Consider the following 22,835-nt stretch of genomic DNA (forward strand, 5'->3'; position numbering starts at 1 on the left):
CCATGGCGCCCGAGGACGTCGACGGCGTCGTGGCCGTCGCCCGCCTGTCCTTCCCCGATCATTTCGAAGCCCGCGAGTGCTTCGCCGAGCGTCAGGCCCTGGCGCCTGAGGGCTGCTTCGTCCTGTCCGACCCGGCGGGAACCGTCAGGGGCTATCTGATGGCCTATCCCTGGCGGCGCAACGCGGCCCCGCCTCTGGACAGCCTGATCGGCGCCGTGCCCGAGGACGCCCAGGTCGTCTATCTGCACGACCTGGCCATGCATCCCGACACGCGCGGCGGCGGCTACACCCGGATTATCGTCGAGCGCCTGGCCGAACAGGCGAAGGCGGCAGGCTGGCCCGAGATCGCCCTGGTGGCGGTCAATGAGGCGACCGCCTTCTGGGAACGCAACGGCTTCGTGGTCCAGAACCCGCCCGGCATGGCCGAGAAGCTGGCCAGTTACGGCGCCGACGCCCGCTACATGGTCAGGCCTCTCTGATCGTCTCCAGCACGAAGGCCAGGCGTTCGGTCACGGGCGCCTTCGGCAGTTCGATCAGGTCGTAGCCGAAGCGCGGATAGACCTCGGCCATGGCGTCGAAGGTGCGACGGGCCTCGTCCAGATCCTGCCTGCGCTCGGCGTCCTGACCGAAGATTTCGGGCCAGACGGGGGCGATGAAGACGCGGTCGTACCGGACATCATGCGCCGCCCGCTCCACATGGGCCGGGACGGGCAGGTCGCACAGGGTCAGATAGCCGACGACGTCCGGGACCCCGCGATCGAAGAAGACCGGCCCGTCCGCGCCGTCCGCGCGAGCGTGGGCTTCAAGCTCCCTGTCCAGCATCAATTCGGCGAACAGGGCCCGGTCGCGCCACGGCAGGGCCTCGCCTTCGATCATTCTCTGACGGCGGATGATCGCTCGTCCGGCCTCGGGCGAAGTCGCATGGTCCGTTGCCGCCAAGGCTTCGATCAGGCTGGTCTTGCCCGATCCAGGTCCGCCGGTCAGGACGATGCGGCGTGGGCCGCTCATGCGTCCCGCGTCGCCATCATCATATAGTTGATCCCCACGTCGTCGCCCTCGCTCCAGCGGTCGTTGAGCGGGTCGTAGGCCAGGCCATAGGGGCCGGTGGCGGTCAGGGGCTCGCCGTCCAGCATGGCGCGCAGTTCCTCGGGCTTGAGGAACTGGCGCCAGTCGTGGGTGCCGGCCGGCACCCAGCGCAGCACGTATTCGGCCGCGACCTTGCCTAGCAGCAGGCCCTTCAGGGTGCGGTTCAGGGTGGCGACGATCATCAGGCCGCCGGGCTTGATCAGCTTCGAGCAGGCGCGGACGAAGGCTTCCGGATCGGCGACGTGCTCGATCACCTCCATGGTCAGGACCACGTCGAAGGGGCCGGCGCCCGCCTCCACCATCTGTTCGACGGTGGCCGCGCGATAGGCGATGTCGAGGCCCACCTGTTCGGCGTGGGCGCGGGCCGTGCCGATGTTCTCGGACGAGGCGTCCAGGGCCGTGACCTCAAAGCCCATGCGTCGCATCGGCTCGGCGATCAGGCCGCCGCCGCAGCCGATGTCGATCAGGCTGAGGCCGGTGAAGGGCGCGCGGGTCCGGACGTCCCGCCCGAAATGCTCGGCGGCCCGGTCGCGGACGAATTTCAGCCGCGCGGGGTTGAACCGATGCAGGGGCGCGAAGGGGCCTTTCGGGTCCCACCACTCGGCCGCCTGGGCTGAAAAACGGGCCACATCGGCGGGATCTATGCTGGGACCTTCGGCACGATCGGTTGCAAAGGGTGAAAAACCCTCATCGCTTTGGGGTTTGCGCGGATCGAGGCTGTCGTTAGAAGCGGACATGGCCGCAGGCATGAACCGCCTTGGCCGCCCATGCAAGCAGGGGACGAAACGGCACGATGACGCGGCCCGAAACGACACGACTGGTGATGAAGTTCGGGGGGACCTCCATGGGAGACCTCGAGCGCATCCGCCGTGCGGCGCGGATCGTCGCCGCCGAGGCCGCCAAGGGCAAGAAGATCGCCGTCGTGGTCTCGGCCATGGCGGGCAAGACCAATGAGCTGGTCGCCTGGACCGACGGCGCCGGACCGGCCGCCGCAGGACTGCCCCTGTCGGACGACGAATACGACGTGGTGGTCGCCTCGGGCGAGCAGGTGACGTCGGGCCTCCTGGCCCTGACCCTGCGCAACATGGGTCTGGACGCGCGCAGCTGGATGGGCTGGCAGATTCCGATCCTGACCGACGACGCCCACGGCCGCGCCCGCATCGAGGACGTCCCTGGCGACGTTCTGGGCGCCGCAGTCGACAGCGGCCAGATCGCCGTGGTTCCTGGCTTCCAGGGCGTGACCCGCGACGGCCGCATCACCACGCTCGGCCGCGGCGGCTCCGACACCTCGGCGGTGGCCGTGGCGGCGGCGCTCGGCGCCCCTTGCGACATCTACACCGACGTGGACGGCGTCTATACGACCGACCCCCGCATCGAGAGCCGCGCGCGACGCCTGGAAAAGGTCTCCTACGAGGAGATGCTGGAAATGGCCTCGCTCGGGGCCAAGGTGCTGCAGACCCGCTCGGTCGAACTGGCCATGGCCAAGCAGGTCCCCGTGCGGGTCCTGTCCAGCTTCATCGAGCCGGATGAGAATGGAAATCTGCCGGAAAACGCCGGCACCCTGATTTGTGACGAGGATGAGATCGTGGAAAAGCGCATCGTTTCCGGCGTGACCATGAGCCGGGACGAAGCCCGGATCACGCTGCTGGGTCTGGCGGACCGCACCGACGCCCCCGCCGACGTCTTCACGCGTCTGGCCGAGGCCAACGTCAATGTGGACATGATCGTGCAGAGCCAGGCCCGCACCGAGGGCGCGGTGAACCTGACCTTCACGACCGGTCGCCGCGACGCCCAGCGCGCCGCCGAGATGATGACGGCGGCCAAGGCCGAGCTCGGCTTCGAGGAACTGCGCATCGACGCGGACGTGGCCAAGATCTCGGTCATCGGCGTCGGCATGCGCAGCCACGCCGGCGTGGCCCAGACCATGTTCCGGGCCCTGGCCGACAAGGGCGTGAAGTTCCAGGCCATCTCGACCTCCGAGATCAAGATCAGCGTCCTGATCGAGGACGCCTATTCCGAACTGGCGGTGCGGGCGCTGCACTCGGCCTACGGACTGGACGCCCTATAGGAAAACAAGGACGCCGCCCTATCTGATCGAAGGGCGGCAAGGCGGGAGCGAACATGGTGAAGGGCGGATTGACGACGAGGGGGCCTCGCAACCTCCTGCGCCAGATCCGCGAAGCCATGGCCGGCGGCGGTCCGGCGCAGGACCGGCTGGACATGGTGGTGCGCGTCATCGCCCAGTCCATGGTGGCCGAGGTCTGCTCCATCTATCTGCGGCGCGCCTCGGGCGAGTTGGAGCTGTTCGCCACGCAAGGGTTGAACCCCGAGGCCGTCCACAGCACCCGCCTGCGTCCCGGAGAGGGTCTGGTCGGCGAGGTGGCGCGTCTGGCCCAGCCGATCAGCCTGTCGGACGCCCCGACCCATCCCAGCTTCTCCTATCGCCCGGAAACCGGCGAAGATCCCTTCCATGCCTTCCTCGGCGCGCCCCTGCTGCGCGGCGGTCGGGCCATCGGCGTCCTGGTCGTCCAGAACCGCGCCGCCCGTCGCTATGACGAGGAAGAGGTCGAGGACATCCAGACCATCGCCATGGTCCTGGCCGAGACGGTCGCCTCGGGCGAACTCCTGGCCCAGGACGAACTGCGCGACGTCGAGGTCGCGCCCCACCGCCCGGAGCGGCTGAAGGGCCAGAAGTTTGCGGAGGGCCTGGCCTACGGCGTCGTCGTCCAGCACGAGGCGCCCCTGGCTCCCGAGCAACTGCTGTCCGATGATCCCGCCGCCGAGGAACGCCGCCTGAACGAGGCCCTGACCGCGCTCAAGGCCGGCATCGACGACATGCTGGAAGGCGGACAGGGCAAGCTGGGTGGAACCTCCTTCGAGGTGCTCGAAACCTATCGCATGTTCGCCGACGACCGGGGTTGGAACCGGTCGCTGGAAGAGGCTGTGCGCTCCGGCCTGACGGCCGAAGCCGCCGTGGACCGCGTCCGCAACGAGCACCGCGCCCGCTTCGCCAAGGCCCGCGACCCCTATATCCGCGAGCGGCTGCACGACTTCGAGGACCTGGCCAATCGGCTGCTGCGCGTCCTGGCGGGCGACAAGCCTGGCCAGCGCGATCTGCCCGACGACGCCATCCTGGTGGCGAGAAATCTCGGCCCCGCCGATCTGCTGGAGTATCCGCGCCACAAGCTGCGCGGCCTGCTGCTGGAAGAGGGTTCGGCCGCCAGCCACGCCGCCATCGTGGCGCGGGCGCTGCAGATCCCTTGCGTCGGCCGTCTGCAGGGCTTGCGCGACCGTCTGTCCGAGGGCGATCAGGTCATCGTCGACGGGGAGACTGGCGAGGCCTATCTGCGTCCCCGTCCCGACATGCTGGCGGCGGTCCAGACCCGCATGGCCGTGCGCGAGCAGCGCCGGGCCGAGTTCGACCTGCTGCGCGACACGCCCGCGATGACGAAGGACGGCACGCGGATCATGCTGCTGACCAACGCCGGCTTGGCCGTCGATCTGGAGAACCTGGACATGACGGGGGCAGAGGGCATCGGCCTGTTCCGCACCGAGTTCCAATTCATGGTCTCGGACGAACTGCCCCGCCTCGACGCCCAGACGGCGCTCTACAAGCTGGTGCTGGACGCGGCGGGCGACCGCCCCGTCACCTTCCGCACCCTGGACATCGGCGGCGACAAGGTCCTGCCCTACCTCGACAATGAGCGGGAGGAGAACCCGGCTCTGGGCCGTCGCGCCATCCGCCTGGGCCTGGACCGTCCGGCCCTGTTGCGGATGCAGCTTCGCGCGCTTCTGGCCGCCGCCGCCGGGCGCGAATTGCGCGTCATGTTCCCCATGATCGCCACGGTGGACGAATTCCGCGCCGCGCGCGAACTGGTCGACGTGGAATGCGAATGGGCGCGGCGTCGCGGCCGGCCCCTGCCGTCCCTGCTGCGGGTGGGGGCCATGATCGAGTGCCCCAGCCTGCTGTGGCATCTGGACGCCCTGTTGCCGCTGACGGACTTCGTCTCCATCGGCACCAACGACCTGCTGCAATACATGTTCGCCGCCGACCGGACCAATCCCATGGTTTCGGACCGCTACGATCCCCTGTCGCCCCCGGCCCTGCGCGCCCTGGCCGAGATCCAGCAGAAGTGCGCCGACAGCGCCACGCCCGTATCGGTCTGCGGCGAACTGGCGGGCCGTCCGCTGGAGGCCTTCGCCCTGATCACCCTGGGCTATAACCGCCTGTCTGCACCGGCGGGCGGGGTGGGGCCGGTGAAGCGCATGATCCTGTCGGTCGATCTGGCGGCGGCGCGGCGGGGCATGAACGTCCTGCTCGGCTCGTCGGCGGGATCGGTGCGGGGCGAGATCGAATCCCTGGCGCGCAAGCTGAACGTGGTCGTCTGATTCCCGCGTTGCTCGCGGGGTGCGCCTCGTCTAAGCGAAGGAAAGGGCGCGTCGGCGCCCGCACGGACGGAATTCCCGCTGCATGGATCAGGATCGGCAAGACGCGCCGTCCCTCGAGGACGCCGAGACGCTGGGCGAAGCCCTGCGCGCCGCCCGTCTCGCCTCGGGCCGCACCATGGCCCAGCTGTCCACCGCCACCCGGGTGCATCCGCGATATCTGACCGCGCTTGAACAGGGAGAATACGCCGTCCTGCCGTCGCGCATCTTCTCCATGGGCTATGTGCGCGCCTACGCGGGCGCCCTGGGGCTGGACGAACTGACGGCGGTCGAGCGCTTCAAGCGTGAATTCCCCGAAGGCGCCGTGCCGCTTCAGGCGCCGACCGGCGACGCGGTGCAGAAGATGCGGCGCAGCTCGCCGCGCATCCTGGCCGTCGTCGGCGCGGCCCTGGTCGTGGTCATCGGCTGGAACGTCTTCCAGCGGGTCAGCCGCATCGAACCCCCCCATCCTTCCGACCTGGTCGCCGTCCCCAAGAACTGGAGCGAGACGGCGGACGAGCAGGTGGATCGCGCCCTTTATCTCGGCGCGCCGCGCGCCGCGCCGCCCGACCAGACCACGCCGGCCCTCTACGTCACGCCGGGTCTTGAGGCCCAGTTGACCGGGGTCGATCCAAACGATCCCAACACGGCCCCGCCGCCCGCACCGCCGGTCCAGGCCGCCTTCAACCCGCGCGGCGCCGTCTACGGCGCTCCGGCCACGGCGTCCCAGGTCACGCTTCAGGCGCGCAAGCCCGCCATCCTCGTCATCCGCCAGGGCGACAACCGCATCCTGTTCGCGCGCCAACTGGCGGCGGGCGAGGCCTGGCGCGCGCCCATGAACGTATCGGCGGCGATCGACACGCCGACGCCGGAGCTGTTCGACGTCTATCTGAACGGCGAGCACGGCGGCGCCCTGTCCGCGTCCTCTTCCCTGGGGCAGCTGAACGCCCGCGCCCAGGCCGAGGCTCGCCAGTCGGAAGCCCGCGCGACAGCCGCCGCGGAGGCGCGCCGTCGGGCGGCCGCCGAGCTCGTCGCTCCCGTCGCGGCCTCGCCCGCCGCCGCGACGCCGGCTCCCGCGCCCGCGCCTGCCGCGCCGCTGGCGGGCTGAATCGACGCGGCGACGCGTGATGTCGTGGTTTTGCCGTCGTTCCTCGCCTATGTTCCCGGCGTCATGAGCGACCACAGTTCCGAACTCGGCCACGTCCGTCCCTGGCGCCACATCGAGCGCCGCAAGAGCCGCCAGATCATGGTCGGCTCCGTCCCTGTCGGCGGCGGGGCGCCGATCAGCGTCCAGTCGATGACCAATACGCCGACCTCCGACGCGGCGGCGACGCTGGAGCAGATCCGCCAACTGGAGGAGGCCGGGGCCGACATCGTCCGCGTCTCCTGCCCGGATGAAGATTCGACGGCGGCCTTCAGGACCATCGCGCGCGAAGCCCGCGTGCCGCTCGTGGCCGACATTCACTTCCACTACAAACGCGGCATCGAGGCGGCCCAGGCGGGCGCCGCCTGCCTGCGCATCAACCCCGGCAACATTGGCTCGATCGACCGGGTCAAGGAGGTCGTCCAGGCCGCCCGCGACCACGGCTGCTCTATGCGTATCGGCGTCAACGCCGGGTCGCTGGAAAAGGAGCTGCTGGAGAAGTACGGCGAGCCCTGCCCCGACGCCATGGTCGAGAGCGCGCTGAACCATGCCCGCATCCTACAGGACCTGGACTTCCACGAGTTCAAGATCTCGGTGAAAGCGTCCGACCCCTTCCTGACGGTCGCCGCCTATCAGCAACTGGCCGAGGCCATCGACTGCCCCCTGCATCTGGGCGTGACCGAGGCGGGGCCCCTGCGCACCGGCACGATCAAGTCGGCCATCGGCATGGGCTCCATGCTCTGGGCGGGCATAGGCGACACCATCCGCGTCTCCCTGGCCGCCGATCCGGTGGAGGAGATCAAGGTCGGCTTCGATATTCTGAAGTCGCTGGGCCTGCGTCATCGGGGGGTGAACATCATCGCCTGCCCGTCCTGCGCCCGTCAGGGCTTCAACGTCATCGAGACGGTGGCCATCCTGGAAGAGAAGCTGGCCCATGTCTCGACGGCCATGTCGCTGTCGATCATCGGCTGCGTCGTCAACGGACCGGGCGAGGCTCTCTATACCGATGTCGGCTTCACCGGCGGCGGCAAGGGCGCGGGCATGGTCTATCTGAACGGCAAGATCGCCCACAAGCAGGCGAACGAGGGCATGATCGACGAGATCGTGGCTCAGGTCGAAGCGAAGGCCGCCGAACTGGAGGCCGCCCGCGCGGCGGCCGAATAAGCCCTGTTCCATATCGAACGTCTGCGCTAGTTCAGGCGGGACTCTGTGAGGGCTTTTCATGATCCGTCGCGTCGCGCTTGCCTCCGTTCTCGCCCTTTCGATCGCGGGCGTCGTCGCGGCCCCGGTCCAGGCCCAATCGACGACCACGGCCGCGTCCGCGCCTTCGACGGCGACCCATGTCGAATTGCCGACGCCTGACGGCCGGACCATCGACGTCAGCGTCTGGCCCGCGGCGGAGGAGAGGGCCGTCATCGTCTTCAGCCACGGCTGGAACAGCGACCCGGCGCGCTATCACCGCATCATCGACTATTGGACCGCCCACGGCTTCACGGTCGTGGCGCCGCTGCATCTGGATTCGTTGAAGCATCCTCGCCATGCCGAGGCGGACGAACGCAGCGTCTTCATCACCCGCATCGTCGATCTGGCGATGACGCGCGGCTATGTGCAGGCCAGCCATCCGGGCAAGCCGCTGATCGCCGACGGCCATTCCTTCGGTTCCTTCAATTCGCTGATGTCGGCCGGGGCGGTCAGCGTGGCGGGATCGCTACTGGACCCGGCGGTGAAGGCTGTCGTGGCCGTGTCCACGCCGGGTCTTGTTCCGGGCCTGGTCAGTCCGACGACATACGCCACGGTCTCCACCCCGGTTCTGCTCGTCACGGGCGACGCCGATCTGGTGCCGGGTTTCGTGACGAACCCGCGCGACCACAGGGCGGCCTTCGACACCAGTCCTGCGGGCGACAAGATGCTGATGACCTTCGCCGGCGGCGATCACAGCCTGATCGGCGTCGCCGACGCCGCCGACTTCGAGTTGATGGCGGCCACGACGGTCGATTTCATGCGCCTATGCCTTGGACGATGCAGCGGCCCGGGCCCGGTTGAACGCTCTGACGGCTCCCGAAGGCGTGACCATCGAACGACGCTGAAGGCGTGACGTTTCGGCCTGCGGCGATCCCCACGAAAGATCGCGCGCGAACGGGCGAATGGGGGCATGATCGGCGTGTTTCCCACCCTGCTTGTCGCGCCGAATGAGGAAAGACCGATGACACGAGTTCTGACGCCGCTTTTCCTGACCGCCCTGTTGGCGACGGCCGCCTGCGCGCCGGCGGCCGAGCCTCAGACGCCGCAGCGCATCGGCATGGCCAATCCGGCTTCTGTCCATTGCCAGGCCGAAGGCGGCAAGACCGAGATCCGCCGGGACGCCCAGGGCGGCGAGTACGGCGTCTGCGTCTTCGAGGACGGCCGTCAGTGCGAGGAATGGGCCCTGTTCCGCGACAAACGCTGCGTCGCCCCTACCGCTTCAAAGTGACATCTGCCGAATCATGAAGCTCTACATCACCACCCCGTCTCCCTTCGCGCGCAAGACGCGTATCGTCGTCCGTGAAAAGGGCCTGTCCGATCGGGTGGAGGAAGTCCTCGCCGACCCCTACGCCAATGCGCCGGAGCTGCTGGCGACCAATCCGGTCGTCCAGGTCCCGACCCTGGTGGCCGAGGACGGTCTGCCCGTAACCGACAGCCCGGTCATCGCCGAATACCTGGATATGGTCGGCCCCGGCGAGCGGCTGCTGCCGGCTGAGGGGGAGGCGCGTCTGCGCGTCAAGCGGCTGGAAACCCTGGCCAACGCCGCGCTGGAAATGGGCGTCAAGCTGTTGCTGGAGAAGCGTCGGCCGGAACACGAACGCTCGCCCTCGTGGATGGAGCGCTGGACGGCCAACCTGGGCCGCGCCCTGGATGCGCTGGAAGCCGCCGCCCCGGACGCCGAACAGTTCGACATGGGGGTTCTGACGGCGGGGGTGGCCGTGACCTGGATCGGGTTCCGTCATCCCGACTACGACTGGAAGACCGGCCGTCCGCGTCTGGCCGCTCTGCAGGCGGCCTTGGAAACGCGGCCCAGCTTCATCGAGACCTATCCTGTTTGATCACAGGTTTTCACGCATGCGTGATTGACGGTCGAACGGTGTGATGTAATCGTGTTCGTCAGGTCGCGCCGGGGGGGCTCGACCGTCACCTGACAGGACGATCATGTTCTCGAAACGTCATGCACGCTTCGCCGTGCAAGCCGTGGCGCTCGCCGGTTTGAGCGCGACCCTGCCTGCCTGCGCCACGGTCACGCGAGGCACCACTCAACAGTTCGTCGTGGAAAGCAGCCCGCCGGGCGCACGCGCCGTCACGTCCAACGGCTTCTCCTGCGAGGCGACGCCTTGCACCTTCCGCATGCCGCGCAAGGACGCCTTCAGCATCGCCATCTCGCATGACGGCTATGCGGAGCAGGTCCATCATATCGAAAGCAAGATGTCGGGCGGCGGCGGTGCGGCCCTGGCCGGCAACATCCTTGTAGGAGGCCTGATCGGAGCCGGGGTCGACGCGAGCAGCGGCGCCTTGAACGACCTGACGCCCAACCCGCTGGTCGTCACGCTCGAGCCGGAGAAGAAGCCGTGAGACACCGATCCGAAGTGGCGCGCCGCGCCGCTGTCGCGCTCGTCGGCCTGGGCCTGCTGTCCCTGGGCGCCTGCGCCTCGGCCGCGCGGCCCGACGCCATGACGGTGCTGCCCTCGACCATCACCATCGCCCAGGCCGGAGATTTCGGGCACGGCGCGATCAAGATCGCCAATGTCTCGGGCGGAACGGAAACCAATCCCCTGCTGTGGTCTGAAGTCGCCAGCGGCGATTTCCGTCAGGCGTTGGAGAATTCGCTGAAGGCGGCCGGCTATCTGGGCGCGACGGCGGACGCTCCCTTGTCGCTGACCGCTTCCATGCTGGAGTTGAAGCAGCCGATGGCGGGTTTCGACATGTCGGTGACCAGCCGCGTGCGTTATTCCGTGACGGACAGCTCGGGACGGATAGTGTTCGACGACACCGTGGCCGCCACCGGCACGGCCAGGATGGGCGAATCCCTGATCGGCATGGAGCGTCTGCGTCTGGCCAACGAGTACGCCATTCGCGAAAACATCAAGGCCTTCATAGAACGCTTCCGGACGCGCACGGCGCGCTGAAGCCTCCCGATCTGATGAGGCGTAGGGGCGGGACGAGCCGAGGCTCGTCCCTCCCTTTCTATTTGCCGATCAGGCCCGCCAGCTGTGCGCCCTGGAACGCCGCCAGGAAGAGCAGCAGGAAGCCGACCGCATAGGTCAGGCCCTTGCGCGGCACCTTCTTGACGATCAGGCCCGCGAAGGGGGCGGCGATCAGGCCGCCGACCACCAGGCCGCCCACGGCGGCGGCGTGGTTCTCCAGCGCGCCCGCTTCTTCCCAATGCCCCGTGACCAGGGACCAGACGAAGGTGGCCGATATGGCGACCGTCAGGAAGAACTCGGCCGTGTTCACCGTACCGATGGCCTTGCGCGGCTCCTGCCCGGCGCCGACCATGGTCGAGGAGACGGTCGGACCCCAGCCGCCGCCGCCGACCGCGTCCAGAAAGCCGCCGACCACGCCCACCGGCGCCGTCACCCAAGCCGGAAGGTGGCGCGGCTTGATGTCATGCCCCGCCCGCCACAGAATCCAGACGCCGACCAGGGCCAGATAGCCGATGACGAAGGGCTTGATGATCGCCGCGTCCAGCCCGGCCAGGACATAGGCGCCCAGGCAACCGCCGATGACTCCTGCGACAACCAGGGGAATGAACAGCCGCCATTCCACGTTCTTATGCAGGACGTGGCTGCCGGCCGAGGCGGCGGTGGTGAAGACCTCGGCGGCGTGGACGCTGGCCGAGGCGGTGGCCGGCGGCACGCCCAGGGCCAGCAGAACGGAGGATGAGATGACGCCGTAGGCCATGCCCAGGGCGCCGTCGACCGCCTGGGCCAGCACGCCCACCAGCAGGAACAGGAAAAAGGTGTCCATTCAGCCCCCTGGAGCCGAATGGCCCCGCACCGCATCAGACGATCAGGCGGCCGTTTGTGCAATGGCCGCCGGTCGCTTTTGGTTGCCGCGTCTGTGGCGGATCAGGCGGTCGGCCGCAGGCGGGCCAGGGCGTCCAGCACGTCGCGTCCCGTATAGGGCTTGATCACCATGGCGGCGGCCAGTTCGGCGTTGGCGGCCGCCGCGCTGACGTCGCCGGACAGGAAGACGACGGGCACGCCCCAGCGGGTCTTCAGGCTGCGCGCCAGGTCGACGCCGGTCGCCTCGCCCGACAGGTTGATGTCCAGAAGGGCCGCGTCGATGGGGTGCAGCGCAGTCGCCGCCTCGGCGGCTTCGGCGCTATGGAAGGGGCCGACGACGCGGTGTCCGGCGGCGTCCAGGGCCTCGGTCAGGGCGGCGGCGGCCTCAGCGTCGTCCTCGACCAGCAGGACGGTCATGGGTTCGGAAGAGGGGACGGCGGCGGGCGTATCGGCCGGCGCCTGACGCACCAGGACGGCGCGAACATAGGGCCAGAGTTCGGCCGCGGGCCGCTCCGCATCCAGGTCGAAGATCTTGGCCAGGGCCTTCAGTTCGGTCTCGGCCTCCGGGGAAACGGTCGCGTCCGAACGCTCCAGCAATCCGTCATAGAGGGCGCACAACCGCGCCACATTCTCGTCCGCCCCGAGGTTCGCGTTCACGTTTCCGTCGAACATGCCTGTCTCCTGTCAGTTTCAGCCCCCGTCGAGCTAGGGGGTTTGCACCTGCGAAGGAACCGCTCTGACGGGCTTGTGACGGCTGTTCACAATCGCTCCATCGCGCCGTGTTCGGGGCTTTTCATCGACAGGGGCGGGCCGGACGGCTATGGCTCCGCCCTCGATTTTTGATGCGAAGGACGCTGCATTGCGACTGCCCCAGGCCCGGCTTGATCAGGTGCTCGACCGCTTCCACGAGGTGGAGGCGCGGATGGGCGCGGCCTCGGACGGCGCCGAGATCGTGCGCCTGTCGAAGGAGCATGCCGAGCTCAAGCCCGTGGCCGACGCCGTCCAGTCGCTGGCCCGCGCCCGCGCCGAGGTCGAGGACCTGAAGGCCATGGCCTCGGATCCCGAGATGGCCGCCATGGCCGCCGACGAACTGGACGTCCTGAACGAACGCCTGCCGGAGCTGGAGCGCGAGGTCGCCCTGTTGCTGGCGCCGCGCGACGCCGACGAGAACGCCTCGGCGGTCCTGGAAGTGCGCGCCGGCACGGGCGGGGACGAGGCGGCCCTGTTCGCCGGGGACCTGTTCCGGATGTATTCGCGCTATGCCCAGTCGCGCGGCTGGCGGGTCGAGGTCGACAGCATCGCCGAGGGGGACGCCGGCGGTTACAAGGAAATCGTGGCCACCGTGACGGGCGAGGGGGTCTTCGGCCGCCTGAAGTTCGAATCGGGCGTCCACCGCGTCCAGCGCGTGCCCGTGACCGAGGCCGGCGGGCGCATCCACACCTCGGCCGCCACCGTCGCTGTCCTGCCCGAGGTCGAGGACGTCGAGATCGAGATCCGCGATCAGGACATCCGCATCGACACCTTCCGCTCGTCGGGCGCGGGCGGCCAGCACGTGAACAAGACCGACTCGGCGGTGCGCATCACCCACCTGCCCACCGGCATCGTGGTGACGTCCTCGGAAAAGTCGCAGCATGTGAACCGCGACAAGGCGATGAAGAACCTGCGCGTGCGCCTCTACGACATGCAGCGTCAGGCCAAGGACGCCGCGCGTTCGGACGCGCGTAAGTCCCAGGTCGGTTCCGGCGACCGGTCGGAACGCATCCGCACCTACAACTTCCCGCAGGGGCGGGTGACCGACCATCGCATCGGCCTGACCCTGCACAGCCTGCCTCAGATTCTGGAAGGCGAGATCGACCCCCTGCTGAACGCCCTGATCGCCGAGGATCAGGCCGCCCGCCTGGCCGATCTGGAAGCCGAGTTCGGCTGAGGCTTCAGCGTCGGCGTTTCCTTGATCGCCGCCTCAGCATCCGATCGCCCAGGCTTTCGGCGTAGCGCAGGGTGAAGGCCAGGGCGGCGGGATTGCCTCGGCGCGGACCGACCGAATCCGCCATGACCGCGCCGCGCTCGCCGATCGGGCGGGGCTTGCCCGTGGTGGTGTCGAGCGCCGTCTGATGCTCGATCTCTGCGTTCAGGCGCGCGCCCATCAGGATCACCTGCACCGAAATCCAGGTCCAGAGCAGGAAGCCCATGGCCGCCGCAAGCGGGCCGTAGGAATCGGTGCGGACGAAGGTCGTCAGGAACCAGCTGAACAGGAAGGAGACCAGCAGGCTCAGCGCCGCCGCGAACAGGGCTCCCGGCGTCAGCCAACGCCAGCGCGCCCGGGCCCGGCACGGTCCCATCCGATAGATCAGGGCCAGGGCGCCGGCGTAGCCGAAGAAGAGCAGGGGCCAGCGCAGGGGCGCCAGATGCGCCCATTCCTCTTCCAGGCCGAAGACCGCCAGCACGACCGGCACGCCCACCACCAGGGCGGAGCTCAACAGCACCGCCAGCAGACCCGAGACGGTGAAGCCCATGCACAGCAGGTTGAAGGTGATGATGTTGCGCTTCTCGACCTCGTGATAGGCGAGGTTCAGTCCGTAGAAGAGGGTCTTCACCCCGCCGTTCGCCGCGAACAGCGACAGGGCCAGGGTCCAGGCCAGGGTGAAGGTCAGCTGCCCGGTGGAATTGCCTGCCAGCCGGGTCATTTCCGCGCCCAGGAACTGGGCCACGTTCGACGGCAGGATCTGGTAGAGGAAGCTCAGCCGTCCCCAGGCGTCGGCCGGGTCTGCGAACAGGCCGTAGATGGTGACGAAGGCGCCGAGCGTCGGGAACAGGGCCAGCAGCATGAAGAAGGTCACGCCGCCGGCGACGAAGCCGACCCGGTCGCCGAAGTAGCCGACGCCCGTGCGCCAGGCGATGTCGACCCAGCCCTTGTGCGGAATATGGGTCGGATGATCGGCCAGCCGCCCGCGGCCGGGTTCGTCCCGATCATAGTCCTCGGGCGTCGGATCCTGCGGGGGCAGGGCCTCCGGCCGGGCCGTCCTCAGGTCCAGTCCGAACCTGTAGCCTTGGGTGTAAAGCAGGTGGGTCGCCCCGGCGCCGGCCGCCAGGCCGCCGGCCGCAGCCGCCAGAAAACGCCAGATCGCGCCGCCCGCCGCCGACTGTCGGCGCATCGATTTTCGCTGGTTTCGCATCCCCATCCGCCCCTGAACGGTCACGCTGGTCCTGCGTTCCGTCTTGAAATCGTCCTCGGCAATCGCCAATCACCCCTCATGTCAGAAAACGCCGCCGCCGCCCCGACCCTGCTCACCGCCTGGAAAGGTGCGCAAGCCTCGCTGAAAGCCGCAGGGATCGACAGTCCCTCGATCGACGCCCGTCTGTTGCTGGAGGCGGCGACCGGCGCCGGCCGCGTCGACATCCTGACCGATCCCTATCGTCCCGTCTCGGCGGATCAGGCCCAGGCTCTGGACGACATGGTGGCTCGCCGCCTGAGGCGTGAGCCGGTCTCCCGCATCCTGGGCAAGAAGGGCTTCTGGAAGATCATGCTGAACGTCACGCCCGACGTTCTCAGCCCGCGTCCCGACACCGAGGTCCTTCTGGACGTCATCGTCCGCGCCTTCCCGCCGCACAAGGCGTTCGAGATGATCGACTTGGGCACGGGGTCGGGCGCCATCCTGCTGGCGACGCTGGCGGAGCGTTTCGGCGCCCGCGGCGTCGGCACCGACATTTCGACCGAGGCCATCGCCGTGGCGCGCGAGAACGCGGCCAACCTGGATCTGAACAGCCGCTGCACCTTCATCCGCACCGACTGGGCGACCGGGTTCGCCGAGGACAGCTTCGACTTGGTGGTGTCCAACCCGCCCTATATTCCGACCGGCGACATCCCCGGCCTGGACCCCGAGGTGCGAGAGCACGATCCGCATCTGGCGCTGGACGGCGGTCCCGACGGACTTCAACCCTATCGCGACCTGGCGCCGGAAATCGCCCGCATCCTGCGGCCCGGCGGGATTTTCGCGGTCGAGATCGGCTGGGATCAGGGCGAGGCGGTCAAGGCGCTGTTCGAGGCGGTGGGCTTCGCCGACGTCAAGGTGGTCAAGGACCTGGGCGACCGCGACCGCGTCGTCACCAACGGACCCGATCCGCGCGTCGATCCTATCCCCGAAGCGTGACGGGCGGACGCAATAAAACCCTTGGAAAGCGCGTCGCCGCGCGCTAAGTCCCTCCTTGTCTCCCACTCAGACGCGATGTTTTCGAGCAGGTTTGCTCGCTCAGACGCGCCTGGGTTCAGTGACGGTCGGACCTGTTCGTCCGGCGGACCACAGGGCGGCGAACGGTTTTCCGAACACATCGATGCGGGGATTGGCCCCGACCGAACGGAACGACGAACTGGGTCCTACCCGTCCTGAACCGACGGCGGCCCGCACCAGCACGGTAAGCTCCGATGAGAGATTTCAAGGGCATGAAGCGTCAACGCGGACGCAACCGGAAGCCCGGCGGCGGCAACAACGCCAATGCGACCAATCCGAACCGGTCGTGGGACTCGCAAGGCCCCGAGAACATCAAGGTCCGCGGCAACGCCCAGACCGTCTATGAGCGCTACATGCAGTTGGCGCGCGACGCTTCGGCCGCCGGCGACCGTGTCCTGGCCGAGAACTACACCCAGCACGCCGAACACTATTTCCGCGTCCTGCGCGCCCTGCAGCCGCAGCGCCCGGTGAGCGAGATCGCTCAGCGCGAACTGGCCGGTCAGGGCTTCGACATCGACTTCGAGGACGAGTCGGGCGCCCAGGCCGCCGCCATCATCGCCGCCGCGCAGGCCGAGCAGCAGCGCGTCGAAGACGAAGCCCGCCGCCAGGCCGAACGCGCCGAGCGCGACGCCAACCGGGACCGTGACCGGGACCGCGACTACAACAGGGACCGTGATCGCGACCGGGACCGCGAGCCCCGCGACAGCGAGCCGCGCGCCGAAGGCGAGAGCCGTGAAGGCGGTCGTCGTGAATCGCGCCGCGAGCGCTGGGAACGGCGTCGCGAGGAGCGCAACCGTCGCTTCGAGAACGGCGAGATCGTGGAGGGCGGGTCCGAACCTGACGACCGCGCGCCTGCCGACGAAGACGCCGCGCCCGCTTCGGTCGAGGCCGTCGCGCCTGTGGTTGAAGCCGTCGAGGCCAAGCCCGCCCGCGCCCCGCGCCGTTCGCGCGCCGCCGCCGCTGCGGAAGCTCCGACCGAAGAGACCGCCGACGGCATGGGCCTGCCGGGCTTCCTGACGCGCCCCTCCGCTCCGGCGGCCGAAGGCGAGGCGGAAGAGGCGCCTGCGCCGCGTCGTCGCGCCCCGCGCCGCAAGGCCGAGGCCGCCGCCGACGAAGGCTGACGCCTGCGGGCGTTCTGCGCCCGTTTCCTTCACGATTGCACAACCGAACGGCGTTACTCTCGAGTTCATAGGGAGGACGCGCGATGGAACTCGTGCTGGTTGCGACGGCCCTGGCCTTGGTCGCCTGCATCGTCGGCGTCCGCGCCGCGATGAAGGCGCGCGACGAGGCGACTCGACTGCGCCGCTTCACCCAGGACCAGGAAGGTCGCCACGAAAGGCGCGTGCGCGCCCTGGAAGCCGCCCTGGAGGAGGCCGCCCGCCGCGCCGACAAGGTCGAGGCGGATCTGCGCTCCCGTTCCGACTTTCTGCTCGACCTCAGTCGTGAGATGCGCGGGCCGCTCAACGCCGTGGCCGGCTTCGCCGATCTGATGCAGCTCAACGAGGCGAGCGAGCCCCTGACCCACAGGCAGCATCAGGCGGTCGAGCGGATTCGCGAGGCCTCCGCGCGACTGACGGCCGTGGCGGAACAGGCTCTGGCCCTGGCCGAGATCGAGGCCGGACGCGGGGCTGTGGTGATTGAGCGCGTCGATCCTCTCCTTCTGGCGCGACAGGCGTGCGAAGCCTTGCGGCCTCAGGCCCAGGCGGCGGGCGTCGAACTGCATGAGCCGCCGCCCGCGGCGGGCCTGGCCGCCCTGGCGGATCGCGACCGCCTGCGTCAGGCCCTGACCCTGCTGGCCGAAGCGGCCCTTCGTCGCACGCCGCGCGGCGGAAGGGTCGTGGTCGAGATTCAGGCGATCGCCTCCGAACTGGCGCTGGTCGTGCGCGATGGAGGCGGCGATGCGACCCCTCCTTCCTTCGGACGATCCTCGCGGACGCAGGCCGACGTCGACACGGGCGGCGTCGCAGTCGCCCGTGGATTAGTCGAGGCCATGAACGGCCGCCTGGAGATCGAACACAGGGAGGGAGAAGGGACGGTCTTCGCCCTGCGCCTGCCCGCGCCTTCCCGGGGGGCGGCGCGTTCGTCGGCCGATCTGGCCCAGGCGACCCTGCTCTATGTCGCCGACAACTCGTCCGACATCGCCCTGATGCGGCATTTGGCCCCGGCGCTCGGCGGGCTGCATCTTCATGTCGCGGAAACGGGCGAGGAGGGGCTGGTCCTGGCGCGCGACCTGCAGCCTGACGTCGTGCTGGTCGATCTCGATCAGTCGGGGTTCGACGGTCCCGCCTTCAAGGCCAGGCTGGCGCAGGACGCCCTGACCCGCCGCCTTCCCGTCATCGCCCTGTCCGCCCGGGCGAGCGCGGCGGATGCGCGGCGCGGGCGGGAGGCGGGCTTCGCCGCCTATCTGACCAAGCCCCTGCGCATTTCCGCTCTGGTCGAAGTCCTGTCCCAGGCCTTGGACTCCGCCCAATCCTCCTCGCCGGACCAGACGCGCGCCAGGCGCGGCGCGGCCTGACCCTTCATCCTGGGCTTGACGCGACGGGCTCCCGCGTTTCTCTGGAAGCAGGCGGGCCTGCCGCCTCCCGGATCGAAGCCTGATCAGGAGCGCTCATGTCGATGATTTCCCTCGGCCACGTTCGGCTCAAGACCCTTGCTGCGGCCTTGCTGACGGCGAGTCTGGTCGTGGGTTGCGCCAGCCTTCCGCCGCCCCCGCCCCCGCCGCCGCCTCCCCCGCCGCCAATGCAGGACGGCACCCTTGTCCCGGGCGACTGGCGGGGCGCCGTCGTTGCCGCCGATCGCGACCGCTACCAGCGTCGAGCCGACGCCTGGCGCCAGGCCTTGCAACAGGCCGAGAGCCTGCCCGGCTCTGGCGACCTGGGCGCGCTGGGGGCCTTGATCGATCCTGAGGCCGCCTTGCCGTCGCCGACGCCGCCTGTCGGGAACTATCGCTGCCGCACGGTCAAACTGGGCGCCCAGGGCGACGGCGGCCTGGGCTATGTCGTCTACGGTTGGTTCGCCTGCCGCATCGAGCGCACGGACGCCGGGCTCAAGTTCGTCAAGCTGACGGGATCCCAGCGTCCCAGCGGCCTGCTCTTCCCGGAGGATGATCGCCACATGGTCTTCCTGGGTTCCATGGCGCTGAGCTCCGAACCGGCCGCTCGCTCCTATGGTCTGAACCCGGAGCGCGACATGATCGCCCTGGTCGAACGGATCGGCGATCGCCGCTGGCGCATGGTCATCCCCTGGCCGACGCATGAGTCCAACCTGGATGTGATCGAATTGCTTCCAAACTGACGCGGGGCGGCTGCCCGAAAAGCTTGACCGGTCGGGGGCGCGCCGTTCACCCTTGAGGCTGTCCATTATCAGGAGAAGCTCGCCATGCGCGGCGTCGGTCTTACGCTCGGGTCCATCATCGCCGTCGCCGTGGTCGCGGCCGTCGTCCTGATCGGCTTCCCGACCTACAACGTCTATTCCAAGCAGATGGCGGGCAAGGCGGCCTATGAAGAGGCGGTGCAGAACCGCCGCATCCGCGTGCTGGAGGCCCAGGCGGCCCTGGACTCGGCCAAGCTGACCGCCGCCGCCGAGATCGAACGCGCCAAGGGCGCCAACGAGGCCAACCGCATCATGGCCGAGGCGCTCGGCGGACCCGAGGCCTATCTGCGCTGGTCCTACATCAACATGTTGCAGGAAACGGCCGGCAAGGAAGGCCGCCAGACCATCTACATCCCCACCGAGGCCGGCATGCCCATCCTTGAAGCGGGCCAGCGCCCGGCGGCGCGCTAGGTCAGCGAAGGGTCAGTTCCAGCCATCGGTTCTGGGTCCCGCCGAAACGCACCTGATAGCGGCTTTCGCCCAGGCTGCGCATGTCATAGGCGCCGACGGGGGTGATCAGGGCCGCGCGGGCCAGACCCCGATCGGGCGTGACGCTGACGACCGGCAGGTCGGCGGCGTCCTTCTGCGGAAAGTCGTTCAGCCATTTCGCCAACGGCGTCGCGCCGTCCAGCGACAGGCGGCCGACGCAAAGGCCGTCCTCCAAGGCGAAGCGGGCTTCGCCGGTCAGGGACTTGCCGTCATAGGTTCCGTCATAGGCCGTCGTGGCGACCGGGCAGTCCACGAAGGCGGCGTCGCCGGGCGCGGGCGTGAACGGGGCGGCCAGCATTTGGCCGGTCTGCTCGATGGCCGAGACCCACGGCGCGTTCGACAGGACGCTGACGCTGGTCGCCTGATCAGGATAGAGCAGGAGAAGGCTGCGCGCGCCGACAGTGACGCCGGCGTGGTGGAACAGGCGGCGGCCGTCGCGATCGTCGGCGATCCGCCAGCCGAAGCCGACCTTATAGGCGCCCTCCTCGACCTCCGATCCGTCGTTCAGTCGCGCGGGAGTGGTCATCCAGGCCAGGGTTTCCGGCGTCACCACCTCGCCCGACAGCAGGCGTCCGCCCCATGTCGCCAGATCCGGCGCCGTGGCGGCCATGCCGCCTCCACCCCAGGTGTAGCTTAGGTCGTGGGGTGCGGCGCGGATCAGGGCGTCGTCTTCATAGTCATAGGCGGTCGAGGCGTGGGGATCGCCGCTGTCGGTCGGGTCGGCGCCGATGCGCAGACCGGGCGTGATCGTTTCGCGGACATAGTCGAGATAAGGCCGTCCCGCGCTCTCCTCGACCACGGCGGACAGCAGGGTGTAGCCCCAGGAAGAGTACTGATAGGTCTCGCCGGGCGGCGTCAGCAGATCGCGATCCTGAAAGATTCCGACCGCCTCGCGGACCGAGGCGTAGCGACGGGCGCCGCGCGCTTCATCCACGGCCTGGTAGTGGGGCAGGCCCGAGATATGGGCCGCCAACTGACGGCTGGTCAGGGGCGGCCAACGGTCGGGCAGCCAGGTCAGGCGGTCGCGGACCGGGGTGTCGACATCCAGTCGCCCTTCCTGCCGCAGACGTCCGGTGGCCGTGACGGCGAACAGCTTGGACACGCTGGCCAGACGAAAGACCGTGTCGCCGTCGACCGGTCGGCGGGTTTCCGCATCGGCGTAACCGGCGGACCCCGACCAGATCAGCTCGCCGTCTCGCCAGACGGCCGCCCCCATGCCGGGCACGCCGTTGACCTCCACCAGGGCCGCCAGGATCCGGTCGGACGCGGCGGCGGCCTGTTGAGGCGATGTTTCGGCCAGGGCCGCGCCGCCAAGGCTGGGAAGAGCGACCAGAAGCGACGCGCAGGCAAGCCGGATCATGACCGTCTCCATCGTGATGTGGGGTCAGACCCGTGTCAGCCGCAGGTCCTGGTAGTCGTAGGAGAAGTCGATGTCCGGTGACACGCCCTTGACCGTCGCCGTGGCCGGCTTGGCCGTGGCGATGTTGAAGGTGACGAAGGCGTCCTCCTCGCGCTTGTCGGGGAAGCGGGTGCGGAAGGTCTCGCCGTCATAGGGCTCCAGCCAGCCCTGCAGGGCCGGGGTATGGGTGAAGCGCAGCCACAGGCCTGTCTTGCGGTTGCGGCCGCGCCCCTCGGTCTTGGGCTCGATGACGATGTCGCCGTACCAGGGATCGCGCCAGGTTCCGGCATAGGCCTCCAGCGGCATGGAGGGCGCCGCCCCCGCCGCCTGCTTGGCGTCGATCTCGGCGGCCGCCTTCAACGACTTCTCGGTCCCTTCGGCTTCCAGGCGCTTGGAATCGGCGATCCAGTCGACGTCGACCTTGTTCATGGCGATGTCCGAAAGACCCGAACGCAAGGCGCGCAGCAGGAAGCTCTCCTCGGCGTTGGTGAAGACGCTGAAGCCGATCTTTCGCCCGGGGATCAGGACGGTGGAGGAGATGCCGCCAGGCGAGCCTCCGCCGTGGGTGGCCAGCCGCTCGCCGCGATAGTCCTGCACCTGCAGGCCCATGGCGTAGGTCGAGGCGATGGCCCGGTTCGGCAGTTCCGCCGTCGGCCCGCTGGAGGACGAGACCACGATGTTGGGGCGATACATCTCCCGCGCCGCGGCCTCGGAGAAGAGGCGCGTCCCGTCGGCCAGCCTGCCGTCGTTCAGGCGCACGGCGATCCACTTGGCCCAGTCCGTGGCGCTGGCGCAGATGCCGCCCGCCGCCGCCGCCGAATCCCAGTTCCAGACCTCGACGATGGAGTCCGCGATCTGGGTCATCGGCCCCTGAAGGCGCAGCGGCGGCCCGACGCGGGCGTGGGGCAGGGCCGACTTGGCCGGATCGGCCAGACGGGCCAACGGCACGCTTTCGGTCATGCCGACCTTGTCGAAGATGCGGGTCTGGACGAAGGCCTCCCACGACAGGCCGGAGACCTTTTCGATCACCGCGCCGGCCACCACGAACATCAGGTTGCAGTAGTGATAATTGGCGCGGAAGCTGTCCTCGATCGGCACGAAGGCGGCCTGTTTCAGCACCTCGGCCCGCGTCCGGTCGCTGTTGGGCCAGAACAGAAGGTCGCCCGCGCCCAGGCCGAAGCCGGCGCGGTGGCTGAGCGTGTCGCGCACGGTGATGCGCGCGCCGATCACCGGATCGGACAGGGTGAAGTCGGGCAGATAGGTCTTCACCGGTTCGTCCCACTTCACCTTGCCCTCGTCGACCAGGATGGCCAGGCAGGCGGCGGTGACGTTCTTGGAGTTCGAGGCGATGGCGAACAGGGTGTGCTCGTCGGCGAGCTCCTTCTTGCCTTGACGCCGCACGCCGTAGCCCTGGGCCAGAATCGTCCTGTCGTCGCGCACCAGGGCCAGGGAGACGGCGGGCTGTTCCGGCCAGGCCAGCATGCAGCGCTTGACCCAGGCGTCGGCGGCGGCGGCGATCTCGGCGTCGGTGCGCCGGTCAGGGCCCGCCTGGGCCAGGGCCAGGCCGGGCAGGGCGGCGCCCGTGGTCGCGACGGCGGAGGAAATCAGCGCGGCGCGGCGCGACAGGCGAATGGACATGGAGACGCTCCCGAAGACTGAGC

The 22,835-nt window shown here is 69.0% G+C and carries 24 protein-coding genes; 16 read left to right on the forward strand and 8 right to left on the reverse strand.

Annotated elements, in window-relative coordinates; all coding sequences use genetic code 11:
* Positions 1–2: 2 nt before the first annotated feature.
* Positions 3–479, forward strand: coding sequence for a GNAT family N-acetyltransferase (locus ABIE19_RS00395; RefSeq protein WP_354087133.1), 477 nt, complete (start codon positions 3–5; stop codon positions 477–479).
* Here the strand turns inward: ABIE19_RS00395 and ABIE19_RS00400 are convergent.
* Genes ABIE19_RS00400 through ABIE19_RS00410 form a run of 3 tightly spaced genes read right to left on the reverse strand, consistent with a single transcriptional unit; the run spans position 466 to position 1,932 of the window.
* On the reverse strand, positions 466–1,008 hold the full coding sequence (locus ABIE19_RS00400) for an AAA family ATPase (RefSeq protein ID WP_354087134.1): 543 nt from the start codon (positions 1,006–1,008) through the stop codon (positions 466–468). The two genes, ABIE19_RS00395 and ABIE19_RS00400, sit on opposite strands and share 14 nt — an antisense overlap.
* Positions 1,005–1,823 carry a bifunctional 2-polyprenyl-6-hydroxyphenol methylase/3-demethylubiquinol 3-O-methyltransferase UbiG gene (gene ubiG / locus ABIE19_RS00405; RefSeq protein ID WP_354087135.1) on the reverse strand — a complete coding sequence of 273 codons (819 nt, stop codon included), beginning with the start codon at positions 1,821–1,823 and terminating at the stop codon, positions 1,005–1,007. Before ubiG ends, ABIE19_RS00400 begins: the two co-directional genes overlap by 4 nt.
* The gene (locus ABIE19_RS00410) at positions 1,810–1,932 is read right to left on the reverse strand and encodes a hypothetical protein (protein ID WP_354088608.1); all 123 of its coding nucleotides are present in this window, start codon (positions 1,930–1,932) and stop codon (positions 1,810–1,812) included. Before ABIE19_RS00410 ends, ubiG begins: the two co-directional genes overlap by 14 nt.
* Here ABIE19_RS00410 and ABIE19_RS00415 point away from each other — a divergent pair.
* The 9 genes from ABIE19_RS00415 to ABIE19_RS00455 all read left to right on the forward strand — a co-directional run bounded on the left by ABIE19_RS00415 (position 1,880) and on the right by ABIE19_RS00455 (position 10,809).
* The gene (locus ABIE19_RS00415; protein WP_354087136.1) at positions 1,880–3,154 is read left to right on the forward strand and encodes an aspartate kinase; all 1,275 of its coding nucleotides are present in this window, start codon (positions 1,880–1,882) and stop codon (positions 3,152–3,154) included. The two genes, ABIE19_RS00410 and ABIE19_RS00415, sit on opposite strands and share 53 nt — an antisense overlap.
* Positions 3,155–3,270: 116 nt before the next feature.
* Entirely contained in the window at positions 3,271–5,475 is a 2,205-nt protein-coding gene (ptsP, locus tag ABIE19_RS00420; RefSeq protein ID WP_354088565.1) for a phosphoenolpyruvate--protein phosphotransferase, read from the forward strand.
* Between the two features lie 82 nt (positions 5,476–5,557).
* Positions 5,558–6,619: a helix-turn-helix domain-containing protein gene (locus ABIE19_RS00425; RefSeq protein ID WP_354087137.1), complete on the forward strand. Its 1,062-nt coding sequence runs from the start codon at positions 5,558–5,560 to the stop codon at positions 6,617–6,619.
* Positions 6,620–6,682: 63 nt separating this feature from the next.
* The gene (gene ispG / locus ABIE19_RS00430) at positions 6,683–7,819 is read left to right on the forward strand and encodes a flavodoxin-dependent (E)-4-hydroxy-3-methylbut-2-enyl-diphosphate synthase (protein ID WP_354087138.1); all 1,137 of its coding nucleotides are present in this window, start codon (positions 6,683–6,685) and stop codon (positions 7,817–7,819) included.
* 58 nt (positions 7,820–7,877) lie between these two features.
* Positions 7,878–8,750, forward strand: coding sequence for an alpha/beta hydrolase family protein (locus tag ABIE19_RS00435; protein ID WP_354087139.1), 873 nt, complete (start codon positions 7,878–7,880; stop codon positions 8,748–8,750).
* A 108-nt stretch (positions 8,751–8,858) separates the two neighbouring features.
* Positions 8,859–9,125 (forward strand): putative hemolysin, encoded by a 267-nt coding sequence (locus tag ABIE19_RS00440; protein ID WP_354087140.1) that lies wholly within the window; start codon positions 8,859–8,861, stop codon positions 9,123–9,125.
* Between the two features lie 13 nt (positions 9,126–9,138).
* On the forward strand, positions 9,139–9,735 hold the full coding sequence (locus tag ABIE19_RS00445; protein WP_354087141.1) for a glutathione S-transferase N-terminal domain-containing protein: 597 nt from the start codon (positions 9,139–9,141) through the stop codon (positions 9,733–9,735).
* A gap of 103 nt (positions 9,736–9,838) precedes the next feature.
* Positions 9,839–10,255 (forward strand): translation initiation factor 2, encoded by a 417-nt coding sequence (locus ABIE19_RS00450; RefSeq protein WP_354087142.1) that lies wholly within the window; start codon positions 9,839–9,841, stop codon positions 10,253–10,255.
* Positions 10,252–10,809, forward strand: a complete 558-nt coding sequence (locus ABIE19_RS00455; protein WP_354087143.1) for a hypothetical protein — start codon at positions 10,252–10,254, stop codon at positions 10,807–10,809. The genes ABIE19_RS00450 and ABIE19_RS00455 overlap by 4 nt, the downstream gene beginning before the upstream one ends.
* A gap of 58 nt (positions 10,810–10,867) precedes the next feature.
* Here ABIE19_RS00455 and ABIE19_RS00460 read toward each other — a convergent pair whose 3' ends face one another.
* Both ABIE19_RS00460 and ABIE19_RS00465 read right to left on the reverse strand, forming a co-directional pair.
* Positions 10,868–11,650, reverse strand: a complete 783-nt coding sequence (locus tag ABIE19_RS00460) for a sulfite exporter TauE/SafE family protein (RefSeq protein WP_354087144.1) — start codon at positions 11,648–11,650, stop codon at positions 10,868–10,870.
* A 101-nt stretch (positions 11,651–11,751) separates the two neighbouring features.
* Positions 11,752–12,360 (reverse strand): response regulator, encoded by a 609-nt coding sequence (locus ABIE19_RS00465; protein ID WP_354087145.1) that lies wholly within the window; start codon positions 12,358–12,360, stop codon positions 11,752–11,754.
* A gap of 187 nt (positions 12,361–12,547) precedes the next feature.
* On the opposite strand from ABIE19_RS00465, the gene prfA reads away from it, so the two are divergent.
* Entirely contained in the window at positions 12,548–13,615 is a 1,068-nt protein-coding gene (gene prfA / locus ABIE19_RS00470; RefSeq protein ID WP_354087146.1) for a peptide chain release factor 1, read from the forward strand.
* 4 nt (positions 13,616–13,619) lie between these two features.
* On the opposite strand, the gene ABIE19_RS00475 is transcribed toward prfA, so the two are convergent.
* Positions 13,620–14,840: a YihY/virulence factor BrkB family protein gene (locus ABIE19_RS00475; RefSeq protein WP_354087147.1), complete on the reverse strand. Its 1,221-nt coding sequence runs from the start codon at positions 14,838–14,840 to the stop codon at positions 13,620–13,622.
* A gap of 99 nt (positions 14,841–14,939) precedes the next feature.
* Here ABIE19_RS00475 and prmC point away from each other — a divergent pair, with 99 nt between their 5' ends.
* From prmC to ABIE19_RS00500, 5 genes are all read left to right on the forward strand, one after another.
* Positions 14,940–15,836, forward strand: coding sequence for a peptide chain release factor N(5)-glutamine methyltransferase (prmC, locus tag ABIE19_RS00480; protein ID WP_354087148.1), 897 nt, complete (start codon positions 14,940–14,942; stop codon positions 15,834–15,836).
* Between the two features lie 290 nt (positions 15,837–16,126).
* Positions 16,127–17,035, forward strand: a complete 909-nt coding sequence (locus tag ABIE19_RS00485) for a DUF4167 domain-containing protein (RefSeq protein WP_354087149.1) — start codon at positions 16,127–16,129, stop codon at positions 17,033–17,035.
* 83 nt (positions 17,036–17,118) lie between these two features.
* Positions 17,119–18,429 (forward strand): ATP-binding response regulator, encoded by a 1,311-nt coding sequence (locus ABIE19_RS00490; RefSeq protein ID WP_354087150.1) that lies wholly within the window; start codon positions 17,119–17,121, stop codon positions 18,427–18,429.
* Between the two features lie 95 nt (positions 18,430–18,524).
* Positions 18,525–19,208 (forward strand): DUF4893 domain-containing protein, encoded by a 684-nt coding sequence (locus ABIE19_RS00495; RefSeq protein WP_354087151.1) that lies wholly within the window; start codon positions 18,525–18,527, stop codon positions 19,206–19,208.
* An 84-nt stretch (positions 19,209–19,292) separates the two neighbouring features.
* On the forward strand, positions 19,293–19,697 hold the full coding sequence (locus ABIE19_RS00500; protein WP_354087152.1) for an SPFH domain-containing protein: 405 nt from the start codon (positions 19,293–19,295) through the stop codon (positions 19,695–19,697).
* Position 19,698: 1 nt separating this feature from the next.
* On the opposite strand, the gene ABIE19_RS00505 is transcribed toward ABIE19_RS00500, so the two are convergent.
* Both ABIE19_RS00505 and ABIE19_RS00510 read right to left on the reverse strand, forming a co-directional pair.
* The gene (locus ABIE19_RS00505; protein ID WP_354087153.1) at positions 19,699–21,135 is read right to left on the reverse strand and encodes a serine hydrolase domain-containing protein; all 1,437 of its coding nucleotides are present in this window, start codon (positions 21,133–21,135) and stop codon (positions 19,699–19,701) included.
* Between the two features lie 24 nt (positions 21,136–21,159).
* Complete coding sequence (locus tag ABIE19_RS00510) at positions 21,160–22,812, reverse strand: serine hydrolase (RefSeq protein WP_354087154.1); 1,653 nt, start codon at positions 22,810–22,812, stop codon at positions 21,160–21,162.
* Positions 22,813–22,835 lie beyond the last annotated feature (23 nt).

The sequence above is a fragment of the Brevundimonas faecalis genome (genome assembly GCF_040549405.1).
Classification (GTDB): domain Bacteria; phylum Pseudomonadota; class Alphaproteobacteria; order Caulobacterales; family Caulobacteraceae; genus Brevundimonas; species Brevundimonas faecalis.